The 14,134-nt window shown below is 35.5% G+C and carries 8 protein-coding genes; 2 read left to right on the plus strand and 6 right to left on the minus strand.

Annotation, left to right across the window (positions count from 1 at the left end; genetic code table 11):
- Positions 1-287: 287 nt before the first annotated feature.
- The 4 genes from nusA to SAGCYANO_RS09650 form a co-directional block, all read right to left on the minus strand.
- Positions 288-1,631, minus strand: coding sequence for a transcription termination factor NusA (nusA, locus tag SAGCYANO_RS09635; RefSeq protein WP_202219873.1), 1,344 nt, complete (start codon positions 1,629-1,631; stop codon positions 288-290).
- A 331-nt stretch (positions 1,632-1,962) separates the two neighbouring features.
- Positions 1,963-2,424, minus strand: a complete 462-nt coding sequence (gene rimP / locus SAGCYANO_RS09640; RefSeq protein WP_202219874.1) for a ribosome maturation factor RimP — start codon at positions 2,422-2,424, stop codon at positions 1,963-1,965.
- A gap of 990 nt (positions 2,425-3,414) precedes the next feature.
- Entirely contained in the window at positions 3,415-4,863 is a 1,449-nt protein-coding gene (locus tag SAGCYANO_RS09645; protein WP_202219875.1) for a hypothetical protein, read from the minus strand.
- 1,156 nt (positions 4,864-6,019) lie between these two features.
- The gene (locus SAGCYANO_RS09650) at positions 6,020-7,408 is read right to left on the minus strand and encodes a malic enzyme-like NAD(P)-binding protein (RefSeq protein WP_202219876.1); all 1,389 of its coding nucleotides are present in this window, start codon (positions 7,406-7,408) and stop codon (positions 6,020-6,022) included.
- A 2,140-nt stretch (positions 7,409-9,548) separates the two neighbouring features.
- Between SAGCYANO_RS09650 and SAGCYANO_RS09655 the strand changes: the two genes are divergently transcribed.
- Positions 9,549-9,929, plus strand: coding sequence for a hypothetical protein (locus SAGCYANO_RS09655; protein ID WP_237396016.1), 381 nt, complete (start codon positions 9,549-9,551; stop codon positions 9,927-9,929).
- A gap of 30 nt (positions 9,930-9,959) precedes the next feature.
- On the opposite strand, the gene SAGCYANO_RS09660 is transcribed toward SAGCYANO_RS09655, so the two are convergent.
- Positions 9,960-10,382: a hypothetical protein gene (locus SAGCYANO_RS09660; RefSeq protein ID WP_202219878.1), complete on the minus strand. Its 423-nt coding sequence runs from the start codon at positions 10,380-10,382 to the stop codon at positions 9,960-9,962.
- Between the two features lie 570 nt (positions 10,383-10,952).
- Entirely contained in the window at positions 10,953-11,111 is a 159-nt protein-coding gene (locus SAGCYANO_RS09665; protein WP_202219879.1) for a hypothetical protein, read from the minus strand.
- Between the two features lie 181 nt (positions 11,112-11,292).
- Between SAGCYANO_RS09665 and argS the strand changes: the two genes are divergently transcribed.
- On the plus strand, positions 11,293-13,050 hold the full coding sequence (argS, locus tag SAGCYANO_RS09670) for an arginine--tRNA ligase (RefSeq protein WP_202219932.1): 1,758 nt from the start codon (positions 11,293-11,295) through the stop codon (positions 13,048-13,050).
- Positions 13,051-14,134 lie beyond the last annotated feature (1,084 nt).

Here is a 14,134-nt window from a genome sequence, read left to right on the forward strand (position 1 = left end):
AACTTAAAAACGAGCAAAAGATTAGGTCAAAATTATCCCCTTTAAAGGGAATAAAAAGTGGTCATTTTGCGCTTCGCATAACTTTCCTACGGTCATGCTACCGCAAACGTTAACTACTAGCCTATTACAGAGTAGCTCAAGCTATCGCCGACAGGTCAAATAAAATACATCGGATGAAAATCCGACTCCTCGCCTTTCATCCATCGCTTAAAAGACGATGGCTTTCATGCTCCCATGTTATTTAGGTAAGTAATTAACTCTATCTCTGAAATGACAATCTTTAATATTTAAGTTAATTCCACAGGATATTCAGTTTCATCAACTTCAGAATAATTATCTGGATCGTCAAAATCTGTATTTTGTAACTCTAATTCCTCAGCATAATTTTCTTCTTGTTCAGCTTCTTCTTGTTCAGCTAATGCTTGTTCAGCTTCTTCTTGTTCAGCTAATGCTTGCCGATGAGAAACTTCAACTGCAATTTTGCTATCTTCTTCAGCATGATCGTATTTATCAGTGTCCTTAATATCAATTTTCCAGCCAGTGAGGCGAGCGGCCAGACGCACATTTTGTCCTTCCTTACCTATAGCCAAACTAAGTTGATCCTCAGATACCAGAATATGTGCTCTTCTTTCCTCTGGATCTATTAAACGAACTTCGTCTACTCTAGCTGGACTAAGGGAATTGGAAATATAAGTTGCAGGATCTGGAGACCAGCGAATCACATCTATTTTTTCTCCCCTCAGTTCATTCACAACTACCTGAATTCTCGACCCCCTGGCACCAATACAGGCTCCGACAGGATCTACATCTCTTTCTAGAGTATCAACTGCTATTTTAGTCCGAGGGCCAACATATCGGGATGGCGGATTTGCTTCCCTGGCTACTGCTACAATTCTTACTATCTCATCTTCAATTTCTGGGACTTCGTTTGCAAATAAATAAACCACTAAACCAGCATCTGCTCTGGATACAAGTAACTGAGGCCCACGAGTTGAACCTTCACATACTCGCTTGAGATAAACTTTGAATGTGGCATTAGCACGATAGTTATCGTTGGGTAATTGTTCTCGCTTAGGTAGTTCAGCTTCTACTTCTGGTCTACCAAAACCACTACTTGCAGATAAGATAATTGATTGTCTTTCAAATCTTAGGACTTTGGCTTGAAGAACTTCGCCTTCTAAATCTTGAAATTCTTCTTGAATCATCTTGCGCTGCTGGTCCCGTAGTTTTTGAGCTAATACTTGTTTGGTCTGGATAGCAGCCATACGACCAAATTCATTTTGTTCTGGTGTGACGTCTAAGAATACGGCATCATTTAACTGGGCTTCTTGAGCCACCTTTTTAACTTCTTCCAGAGCTATGTGGTGGTCTGGATTGGTTACTTCTTCAACAATGGTTTTAGTGGCCAATACTCGAAATCCTTCTTCTTCTACATCTAACTCTACTTCAAAGTTGTCAAAGTAATCATCTGTGAAATGAATTCCATCTAGACGTTGAGTACGTCGGTAGCGTTCATATCCTTTTAGCAGAGCTTCTCGTAAAGCAGCTTGAACTGCTTGTTTTGGTAAATTGCGCTCTTTACTAATACCTTCGATCATATCTTTAAGTCCAGGCAAATTGACCATTGACATAATTTTTTATCCTCTATTTTTCTAAATTTTTGTACTGTGAGGCGAGTTTTTTTCATCCTTGTGAAATTAGGATATTAATAATTTGGGTATTCAAGTGAAGTAGTTTTTGTTTTTTCGAGAGCTTAAACTTTGAGAATTGAAACAACAAGTAAAGAGGGACAAGTATAGAGTGTTATCTTTGACTTGATATCCAGTTATGAAACTATGGGAATTTGAAATTCTTTTTAGTTGTTGATTTTGGTTGTTGATATTTAAGCCTGACGAGCAATCAAAAAATCAATTTAAGACCTTAATTAATATTTGTTCTTTAATATTTTCTAGTGTCATTTAATTACTTTCCTTCCTGTAATTCAACAGTCATAGTTAGAGAGCGTGGAATAGTCACTTGTCGTCCTTTTTGGTTAATATAAATTGCTGTTGGATCGCGACCAACCAGTTGTCCTGTCCACTGATTTTTACCTTTATATGGTTCGGAAGTATTAACAATTACGCTAAACCCTTTAAAGGCAATAAAATCTCGGTCATTATCTAAAAATTTAGAAATACCAGGACTGGATATTTCTAGTAGATATGGTTCAGCAATAATATTTGCTGCATCTAGTGATTCTTCTATGGCATGGCTCATCCGTTCACAATCATCTAAACCTGTGTCTTGATGAAGGTTCCGAATGTCCAAACGTAGCACTGGAGGATGCTGATTTGTATGAAATACTGCTCCTACTAATTCCAATCCTAGGGACTCGGCAATAGGGGTAGCAAATTTGATAATTTGTGGTATTAATGGATGACTCATAGGACAAATGCAACAAAAAAAGTGGGCTTCACCCACTCCCCGTTAACAACTGTTAACATTAACTTAAATCCTTGACACCTTCTAAAAATCTAGACAATCCTACCTAGACACGCTCTTCATAGGTGACTAAAAGCGATTTTCTGACTCACCCGTCCATAAGTCTACTGGCAAAGAAGGCTGATGTTCCGCTCAAGCACATTGAGTTTAGGATTCCCTCTGGGGTTTTCATCCTTATGAAAAGTCGAGTGCAAAACACTCCATAATCGTTGCTAAAATCCTCTGGTCTTAGCAGACATAAGTGATAATAACACAAATTAATGGCGTAAAAACATGGACATTTTTATAGATATAAGTCTTGTATAGTCTATGTTTTAAAGTTAAATTATCTCAATAGTTGCCCAGATTTCTGGAGACAAAATACTATATTTAACTATATCTGACTATATTTGTTTACAACCTTTATTATACAAGTTTAGAATCGGGATAGGTTTTCCCTACTTCTTAGTTCTATTAAACTATTAGTCTTTATCCATATCATATTTTTTATTTATAAGCAAGTGAATTTTTTCTCCTATTGCAATTAAATTTTTATACCATTTCACTTTTAAGGATGTCATTTCAGTTATCAGTTATTAGTTATCAGTACCTCTCTCTGCTTGTTTGCGCAGCATGACCTAGGAAAGTCAGAGGCTTGAAATAATTGAAAATAACTTGATTTTCTCTTGGTCGATTAGATATGGCGAGGAAACCCGCTCTTGACAGAGCCGCTCCTAATTGCGCCATCTCTCGACCGCTTTTTCATCCCCTTGTAGAGCGGTAGCTCGCGGCGCAGCCAAGGGGAGACTATTGACCTTATTTTTTGGTTACAAATAGTTTCAAAATTATAATGCCAAATAATCCGTTGAAAGTATTGAAACTTCAAAGTTTTCTGTCTATTAAATCTTATCTTTTAACTTTTAACTTTTAACTTTTGACTTCCGTGAAACGGTATTAGTTTATATTATTTTGGGTTTGATTAGCTTTAAGCTGCATTTGTCTGGTTTGTTCTAATATTTTCTCGACATCTTCGTCACTCATCCGCATTACATAGTTAATTTTTACTTCTTCAAGAAAGGCTGATACTAAGGATTGAAGTTCTTCTAATGTGTGTTCTTGTTGTAATTCTGTACTTAGTGCTTTACCGAAGTTTTGAACTAGCTGGTTAGATAATTTTGTTCCTACTGGATCTGCCATTGCTATTTTAACTGTTTCATAAGCATTTTGCGGTCCTTCAGTAGCAAGATTGGATAATTCTTGAACTAATCTTTCTGATAGTTGATTTGCTAAATTTTCTACTCCTGGTATTTGTTGAAATCTCTGAAAAACTGGTGATTCTTCTACTATTTTCTCTACACTGTAACGGATTAGAGCTTCTATATCTGGTTGTAATTGAGGTATGACTTTACAAACAGTTACTTGTACTAATCTTGTAGCGATCGCTTCGATTTCATTAATGTTATTTAGATCGATATAAGTTTTGTCTTGAGAGGAAAATATTTGCTTTGCTAATTCTCCTGTTTTGACGTCTTTTTGCACCTGATTAATTACTTGCATTATTACTACTTCTGTTAGTTCTTGAGCAATGGAAGCAAGAAAACCTCGGCTAGCTTGTGCCCTAATTGTTTCAAGGTTAATAATTTGAGCATCATTGAGGCGAATTGTTACAGGAATTATCCGTAAAATCTGTAGAAATGGTAATAGCAGAAAAATGTCATACCAACGCCATAGGGTTGCTTCTGGCCAATTGACACTTGGATAACGACGACTAATTAAAAATGTTCTGCCTAGAAATTCAATACCAAATATCACAATGAATGGTAGATCAATAATGCCAAAATAATCAGTTAATCCTCCACTTTCACCAATGCCACGATAATAATTTTTAGCAATTAGTGGTTGAATTTCTGTTTCAAACCAATTTAGTTCTTCAATCAATTCATTTTGTGTTAAGTATTCTTTACTCCAGAAGGTTTTAAATGATTCTTTTGCAGAATCTTCTGAATTAGGAATTCTATCCCTGATTCTATTTTTTATTTTTTCTAAAGATCCACTTTTGTTGGCAACTGCGAAAGGATTTTGATCGATCATTTCTGCACTAAGTTCTCGTAATTCTGCCAACTCTTCTTGTACTATTAAAGAATCAGCACCTTGAGAAATTTGATTTTTCAACTCTTGAAGGTGAGTTAAGTATTTTTCTGTATCTCTGTTAGGTTCAATTCCTTTTATTGGGTCGTATTTTTCTGTGAGTATTGGGAAATGCTCAAAATAAAAATCACGAAAGGTAATATAGGTCATGTTAAATAGCACTAGAATAAAATTTACTAGGACTAAAAGTGCCATGATTCTTTCAAATATTGGAACTTTGCGAGTTTTCCGGCGGATATATTTTGTAGTTGCCATTGATGATTTATTTGAAATGACTAATGACTATATTCAACAATTAATAATTAATAATTAATAATTACCTCTCCTTTTTTGGTCAATTGGATATGGCGCAGGTTTCCTCGCTATCCCACCCTACTGGATTGTTTCACCTAAAATAGTACATTAGCTTTTTTCGTAACCCCCCAATTCCCCTCCACCGGAGGGGTTAGGGGTGGGTTCCCATCACCCCATTTTCTAATGCAACATTTAAGATGAAACAGTCCACTACGGGAAGCTACGCTTTTTCCTAGGTCATGCTCCGCAAACATGTCGCGTAGCGTTAACGTAGTTATGCGAAGCAAAACGACCGCTTGTTTCTCATTTAAAGGAGAGGCTTTGAACCTTAATTATTCGATAATAGCAGGTAGGGCGCGGACATAGACTAAGGACGATCCTAATTCAGGGGAAATGTTTTTCCGGCATTGCTGAATTAAGGTATGAAAGTAGGTTTATCTCAACGTTGGTTGAAGACCCGCGCTCTCCCGTTGGCGGAGGATGGTGGCGGCAGCTATTAGGGGAGCGTCGGGATGTTTGCGCAGCATTCCGCAGGAAAAACCAATCAATAAGAGCGGTTCTTACAATAGTGTGCTATCCTAAATAGGATAAGGCTGCTGGGCTAGCAGTGTCAGTCTGTGGAGCGCGCCTTTAGACCGAAAAGAGGTTCGGCCTCGGAGGCTGGTGCTATGTTAGCGCAGCTCCTCTGTCAAGAGGCAGCAGAAAGTCCCTATCAGTGATGGAGCGGGAATCCTGCGCTGTCACGCAAGTGCAGCGTCGGGAGGATGTCAAAGGAAATAGGGAACACCGGAGGAGGGAACAGGGAACAGTTAAAAAGTTAGCATCACAGACAGAATAAAATAATTGCATAAAAATCACTCTAACAAATATAAATTCTATTCTCCTTTCCTAATAACTATTCTCGACTCCCTCTTTTGGTGGAGATGTCTAAATTATTCAGGACTTACGCAGACTCTCAGGCAATACGCTATCTGTAGAGGGCAAATGCCATTTGCCCCTACTACATAAGGTGGTTCTGCGTAAGTCCTGATTATTATTATTTTTACTTCTCCCCCACTCCCCTACTCCCCTACTCCCCTACTCCTCCACTCCCTCACTCCCTCACTCCTCTACTCCCTTACTCCCCTACTCCTTCTTGGCGAGCTGCATGGGCCACTGCACTGGCGACAGCAGTAGCTACCCTACTATCAAAGACAGAAGGTACAATATGTTCTTTATCTAGGTCTGAAGCTTTGACTAATGAGGCGATCGCTCTAGCAGCTTCTAAATACATTGTAGATGTGAGGGTAGTGGCCCGACAATCTAAGGCACCGCGAAATATACCGGGAAATGCCAAAACATTATTAATTTGATTTGGGTAATCACTGCGACCTGTGGCCATAACTGCCACATCTCCTTTAACTAACTCTGGTTGTATTTCAGGAATGGGATTAGCCATAGCAAATACTATAGGGTCCTTGGCCATAGAGCGTACCATTTCTGGGGTAACAACCCCTGGAGCACTCACACCTAAAAATACATCAGCGTCTACCAAAGCATCTGCTAGAGTACCTGAAGATTCAACAGCAAATTCTTGTTTTTCTGGGTTTAAACCTGTACGACCTTTTGATACTATACCTTTAGAGTCACATAACCAAATTTTATTAGTCCCTGCTTTGCGTAACAAACGAGCGATCGCTATTCCTGCAGCACCAGCTCCATTAATTACAATACGAATATCTTCTATAGATTTTTTGACCAACTTTAAAGCATTAATCAACGCAGCTAAACTAACTATTGCAGTACCGTGTTGGTCGTCGTGAAATACTGGAATGTCTAATATTTGGCGTAGTTTGGCTTCTATTTCAAAACAACGAGGGGCAGCAATATCTTCTAAGTTGACTCCTCCAAATACAGGAGCAATATTTTTAACTGTTTCGATAATAGCATCAGTGTCTTGAGTTGCTAGACAGATAGGAAAGGCGTCTACTCCAGCAAATTCTTTGAATAGCATTGCTTTACCTTCCATTACTGGTAAAGCTCCTCCTGGACCTAGATTACCTAGTCCTAAAACTGCACTACCATCTGTAACAATGGCAACTGTATTTTGTTTAATAGTGAGTTTATAGATTTGTTCGGGGTCTTCTGCAATTGCTTTGGATATTCTGCCTACTCCTGGGGTGTAGGCCATTGATAGGTCAGATTGAGACTTTAATGGTATTTTACCTTGAACTGCTATTTTACCACCACGATGTAAATTGAAGGTTCTGTCGTAGACATCAACTACTTTGATTTCTGTCAATGCTTTAACCGCTTGGACAATTTTCTCGGCGTGTTCGGTACTATAGGCATCGACTGTAATTTCTCTGAGTGTAATTCGGCGACTTTGCTCTAGTAAGTTAATGTGGCCTATATTACCTCCTTCTGATGCGATGGCTTGAGTGACGCTGGCCAACATTCCGGTGCGGTTAGGAGTTTCGAGGCGAATTGTGAGACTAAATGAAGGATTAGGTGTTAGTTGTACCATTTTAGGTTTGTTCTAGGTTTTGAGTTCTAGATTTTAGTATTATCGTAGTTAATGTTAAGTGTGATTTAGCATTTTTTGGGTTTAATCAGGATTTTCTTCATTTCTTCATTTATGGTTTTTCTATCTATAAAGCAGTCACTATTATTTATCTTGAGTTATAGAATGGCTGAAACAATAGAATTTCAAGAATTAACCTTCTCTACTAGATAATTAAGAGACTGAATAGTGAAGTAAATCTAAAAAAGAGGACAGGTAGTAGGTTGGTGGGAATACTCAATTATACACAACTATTAAGCACAAAAAAAATCGTCTAACAATGTTGACTAAAATATAGTTATTCTCCAAGAGTAGGGAACGGGGAACAGGGAACGGGGAAGAATAAAAAACGAGTATATATGAATATGATAACTGGCATATTCTATGTTTTCAAATAATGCCTCAATTATCATAATTTATTCCTAATTTATATATAAAATAGATAATATTAAGGTTGCTACAAGTTGTAAATTAATGAAGAATATTAGGATATGGAATTATGAAATTTGAAAATATTTATTGGGTTTTATTTTATCCAAAATACTCTTGAAATTTGCCGATTTTTGGAAATGGAAATTATGACTGTTTGATGTCAAAAGTATGTGAAGCTGGATTAATATTTCTGGGCTGATATATTTTACTCAGTCATAGTGAAAAAATTCACTAAATTTTCTAGGGTTGGAAGTTGAATATTAGTTTCTATCTTTAGAGAGGTTAAATATAGTTGGAAAATTTCCTGATTTTTGGGGAGAGGAAAAATTGGAAATGGAAATTATGACTGTTTGATGTCAGAAGTATGTGAAGCTGGATTAATATTTCTGGGCTGATATATTTTACTCAGTCATAGTGAAAAAATTCACTAAATTTTCTAGGGTTGGAAGTTGAATATTAGTTTCTATCTTTAGAGAGGTTAAATATAGTTGGAAAATTTCCTGATTTTTGGGGAGAGGAAAAATTGGAAATGGAAATTATGACTGTTTGATGTCAGAAGTATGTGAAGCTGGATTAATATTTTTTGGCTGATATATTCTACTCAGTCATAGTGAAAAAATTCACTAAATTCTCTAGAGGTGGAAGTTGAATATTAGTTTCTATCTTTAGAGAGGTTAAATATAGTTGGAAAATTTCCTGATTTTTGGGGAGAGGAAAAATTGGAAATGGAAATTATGACTGTTTGATGTCAAAAGTATGTGAAGCTGGATTAATATTTCTGGGCTGATATATTTTACTCAGTCATAGTGAAAAAATTCACTAAATTCTCTAGGGTTGGAAGTTGAATATTAGTTTCTATCTTTAGAGAGGTTAAATATAGTTGGAAAATTTCCTGATTTTTGGGGAGAGGAAAAATTGGAAATGGAAATTATGACTGTTTGATGTCAGAAGTATGTGAAGCTGGATTAATATTTTTTGGCTGATATATTCTACTCAGTCATAGTGAAAAAAGTTACTAGATTCTCTAGGGTTGAACGCTGAATATTAGTTTCTATCTTGAGATAAGGGAGGTGAAAAATACTCTTGAAATTTCCTGATTTTTGGGGAGCTGAATATTAGTTTCTATCTTTAGAGAAGGGAGGTGAAAAATAGTTGGAAAATTTCCTGATTTTTGGGGGGAGGAAAAATTGGAAATGGAAATTATGACTGTTTGATGTCAGAAGTATGTGAAGCTGGATTAATATTTTTTGGCTGATATATTCTACTCAGTCATAGTGAAAAAATTCACTAAATTCTCTAGAGGTGGAAGTTGAATATTAGTTTCTATCTTTAGAGAGGTTAAATATAGTTGGAAAATTTCCTGATTTTTGGGGAGAGGAAAAATTGGAAATGGAAATTATGACTGTTTGATGTCAAAAGTATGTGAAGCTGGATTAATATTTTTGGCTGATATATTTTACTCAGTCATAGTGAAAAAAATTCACTAAATTTTCTAGGGTTGGAAGTTGAATATTAGTTTCTATCTTTAGAGAGGTTAAATATAGTTGGAAAATTTCCTGATTTTTGGGGAGAGGAAAAAGCTGAAGTTAGTAATTATGAAAATGTGGTGATTCCTAGTAACTTTAATGTGCCACTAAACATAGGGTCAAAATTTGGCGAATTTTATCGATAATTGTTGACTTCAACTATTCAAACTACAAACAAAGAAATTGCAGTTATAGAATATGCTTGGGATACAGGTTCTTATGACCCGTGTAATACAATGCCGTTAAATTCTCAAGAGTTGAATGATTTGGGTATGAACCACAGACAAGCATTTATCACCAGATTACATTTACAGTATACAAAGAACACTTATAATCAGGATTTAGAATTTACGATTACCTCCGATAAAACTCTCTATCAAGGAAGATATATTTGGTTACCACGTTACTATCATGAAGGTAGAAGTGATGAAGGTACTAACTATTTCGACGGCAAAGTTAAAGTTAAAAATCCTTCTGGTAAAGTTATTTCGGAGGTTGAACTAAAAACAATATTTGAAAAGTTTTAGATATCAAAAGTATCTAATTGGATGAAAAAATTAATCTAGATTTTGATTCGATAAATCTATAGGAAAAACTTTACACATCATATATTGTGGTAAAAATTCTCGGACTTCATCAACACAGTCTTGAAATTTTTCCTCTTCCTGATTCTGAGAATTAGTCTCCTCTGTTTCTTTCAATGGATTTACACAAATAGCAAGTTTTCCTACTCCTCCCATTAAAGACATGACTCGATTTTTGAGGCTGTCAATATCTTGAATTAGTCGATCTGCATCTGATATAGAAGGAGCAATAATGAAAAAAGTTTTTACTCCAAGGGAGTCGGGAGCAAAGCCAAAACTACATTCACCTAATAACGATTGAGTGGAAAAACTTAAAGATTCATAGAAGAGATTAATTAGTGCTTGATAGAAAGATTCACTTAGGGAATGATCGTCAAAAGTTGGCTTGGATAACATAATTAATGTCCTCAAGTATGATTGTCAATAATTGTAACATTTCTTAAAATTGTCTGTCGATCATTTTTTATACTTATTATTAAAATCACAAAACTATAAGATAATTATTGCTAATCTAAATATCTCAAGTTAAATTGGAGATTCTACATTCAGAATCTAATACCTTAAAAACTACATTAATACTACAGTTAAAATACTAGCTACAAAGTAGAAATAAATTATATTAGATAAGTATTTGTGCCAAATTAATCTAAAATTATATAGATGAAATACTAAATTTGGGAACAGAAAATATATCTGATACTAAATCTAGTTATTATCGTTTAATTACCTAAATTAAAATTTTTTGAACATCTCCCTAGTGGACTAACACAGCTAAAATTATGCACTATATCATTGGGGGGAGGCTTCATATAATTGGTTAAGACTCATTAATTTAACGTGGAACCCGCCTCTACTATTACAACATTTTTGTGTCACACCACTACTGGACTGACACAGTTAATTTGGTACGTTAGTTAGATTATTGGGGTGTTAAATATAGGGCGTTGGTGAATCAAGCTATGAAACCTAAATTTGGCCAAGTATAAAATGCTTTTCAGTTAATACTTTGGCAATTGCCATTAAAGCACAATCATAGCCAAAATTACCAATGCCAAATATAGCAATTCCCAAGAAGAATGAGGTACAAAATTCCTTTACTGTGTGGGAGTAGCAGGGACGTTGCATGAAACGTCCTTACGGAATAGAAAAGAAAAAAACAACCGTACCTCAGTAACTTGAGAAACACCATATATAAATGATTTTCCCTACCTACTTAAATATTTACAACGAGCTTATCAGATATCAGTGCTTTTTTCATAACAATAAAGTTATTATCTATAAGAAATTTAAAATTTTAAACATAATGATTAATTCTACTATTGAACAACTCAAAAGTAAATTTGACAAAGCTATAATTGCTGCTTTAGGTCAAGATTTAGCCAATACAGATCCAATGGTCGTTCCAGCTAGTAATCCCAAATTTGGAGATTATCAATGTAACGTAGCAATGTCTTTAGCTAAGAAATTAAAGAATAAACCAAGAGCGATCGCTACTCAAATTATCGAAAAGCTGGATATTACTGATATATGTAAGCCTCCAGAAATTGCTGGACCAGGCTTTATAAATATTACCCTCAAACCAGAATATATAGAAGTTCATTTACAACAGATTATCAAAGATGAACGACTTAATATTTCCCCTACAAAAAATCCGCAGCGAGTTGTCATTGATTTTTCTAGTCCCAATATTGCGAAAGAAATGCACGTTGGACATTTACGTTCAACAATTATTGGAGATTCTTTGGCAAGGGTTCTAGAATTTCAGGGACATGATGTACTCAGGTTAAATCATGTGGGAGACTGGGGTACTCAGTTTGGAATGTTAATTACTTATTTACGAGAAGCTTTTCCAGAAGCTTTAAAAACTGCTGATGTTTTAGATATAGGAGATTTAGTTGCTTTTTATCGACAGGCAAAAAAAAGGTTTGATGAAGATGAAGATTTTAAGGAAAAATCGAGAGAAGAAGTAGTAAATTTGCAAGCTGGTGCGGAGGATAGTCGTTATGCTTGGCAACTTTTATGTAATCAATCTCGCCGGGAATTTCAAGTTATTTATGACTTACTTGATATTGAGTTAAATGAGCGGGGAGAATCTTTTTATAATTCTATGTTGTCTGGGGTTGTGGAAGAATTAAATAAGTTAAGTTTATTGGAGGAGAATAATGGTGCTCAATGTGTATTTTTGGAGGGATTTACTAATAAGGAAGGCGAGCGTTTACCATTAATTGTACAAAAATCTGATGGTGGTTATAATTATGCAACTACTGACTTAGCTGCTTTATGTCATCGGATTGAAAAGGAGGGTGCAAAGCGATTAATTTACGTTACGGATGCTGGTCAAGCTAATCATTTTTCTCAAGTTTGGCAAGTGGCAAAACGTGCTGGTTGGATTCCAGAAAATTTGGAAGTTGTTCATGTTTCTTTTGGTTTGGTATTAGGAGAAGATGGGAAGAAGTTAAAGACTCGTTCTGGGGAAACTGTTAGGTTAAAAGATTTATTAGATGAGGCTATAAATAGGGCGCGGAATGATTTGGAAAAGAGGCTGGAAGAGGAGAATCGTTCGGAGAGTGATGAGTTTATTCAAAAAGCATCTGAAGTTGTGGGTTTGAGTGCGGTTAAGTATGCAGATTTGAGTCAAAATCGGAATAGTAATTATGTTTTTAGTTTCGATAAAATGTTGGCTTTGAATGGAAATACTGCTCCTTATTTGTTGTATGCTTATGTGCGGGTTAAAGGAATTGCTCGGAAGGGAGAAATTGATTTTGAAAAGTTAAGAGAGGATGGCAAAATAATCTTGAAAGATGAGCAAGAGTTGGTGTTAGGAAAACATCTATTGTTGTTGAATGAAGTGTTAAATATGGTGGCTGTTGAATTATTGCCTAATCGTCTTTGTGAATATTTATATGAATTAAGTGGAAAGTTTAATCAATTTTTTGAGAATTGCCCAGTTTTAACTTCAGAAGAACCTTTGCGTACTTCTAGATTATTATTGTGTGACTTGACAGCTAGAACTCTAAAGTTGGGATTATCTTTGCTCGGAATTTCTGTTTTAGAAAGAATGTAATTTAGTAAGCATTTCCTCCGGAATGCTGCGCAAACAGCTGTCAGCTATCAGCTATCAGCTATTGCTTTTAGTAAGTGATGAAAGCAATATTTAATTGAGAAACGAAAAATCTTGCTACAAAAGTCAGCTCCAAAGTCTATATTCATTTAGACCTTGTCCTTAAGCACAGGGTCTTATTGCTGATAGCTGAATGCTTACGTAATTTATATAGCAGGGAACACTTAACTGGAAACAGTTGGAAAAACATCTCCTAGTCTAAGATTAATCATCCGTATAAGTCCTAAGCAATTCTTTCTTAGTTATAGAATTCATACAGTAGGAGCATTAACGTAGTTGTACGCTAGCTAATGGCCAGAAAGGTAACGCAAAGCTTTCCTACGGAATGCTTCGCAAACGCTTTATATGTCGCGGAGCGTTAACGGAGTTATAACAAATTGATAAATGTTTGCTACAAATACTCATGGTTTTTTCTATTCGTAGGGGCAAATGGCCATTTGCTAATGCAAAGTTCCATTTTAGATAGCTGAATGCTAAATACTGAACTGTGATTTTCACCTCAATTTAATTGTTTTATTTATTCCTAAAGCTTGAGAATTTGATGTATTTAACGGATAGTATTTTTGATTTTAAGTTTAATTAGATATTCTATCCGGACTTAAATGCCACAAAAGCTGAAACAATTTTCAAATCTCATACCAATTCTGCTTTAGTAAGCTGATATAGCAGAAGGAAAAAGGAAGAAGGAAGAAGGAAGAAAGAAAAATATTATGTTGTCTGAGTTTTAAGTTTTTCATCTTTCCGCACCCTTCCCTTCTACTACTATATTCAAAAAAGTCAAAGTAAAAAGCGGTGTATAAAATTTGAGGAGGTAAAGTAAATACCTTACTTGGGAATTGCTATGAAGGAAGAAGGAAGAAGGAAGAAGGAAGAAGGAAGAAGGAAGAAGGAAGAAGGAAGAAGGAAGAAGGAAAAATATTGTGTTGTCTGAATTTTAAGTTTTTCATCTTTCCGCACCCTTCCCTTCTACTACTATATTCAAAAAAGTCAAAGTAAAAAGTGGTGTATAAAATTTGAGGAGTTAAAG

The organism is Okeania sp. KiyG1 (assembly GCF_014132355.1).
Lineage (GTDB): Bacteria > Cyanobacteriota > Cyanobacteriia > Cyanobacteriales > Microcoleaceae > Okeania.

Excerpts from the sequence above, each read along its gene's own strand:
- nusA (WP_202219873.1), bottom strand. The coding sequence starts at position 1,631 with ATGTCAATGGTCAATTTGCCTGGACTTAAAGATATGATCGAAGGTATT.
- SAGCYANO_RS09660 (WP_202219878.1), bottom strand. The coding sequence starts at position 10,382 with ATGTTATCCAAGCCAACTTTTGACGATCATTCCCTAAGTGAATCTTTC.
- SAGCYANO_RS09650 (WP_202219876.1), bottom strand. The coding sequence starts at position 7,408 with ATGGTACAACTAACACCTAATCCTTCATTTAGTCTCACAATTCGCCTC.
- rimP (WP_202219874.1), bottom strand. The coding sequence starts at position 2,424 with ATGAGTCATCCATTAATACCACAAATTATCAAATTTGCTACCCCTATT.
- SAGCYANO_RS09665 (WP_202219879.1), bottom strand. The coding sequence starts at position 11,111 with ATGCAACGTCCCTGCTACTCCCACACAGTAAAGGAATTTTGTACCTCA.
- SAGCYANO_RS09645 (WP_202219875.1), bottom strand. The coding sequence starts at position 4,863 with ATGGCAACTACAAAATATATCCGCCGGAAAACTCGCAAAGTTCCAATA.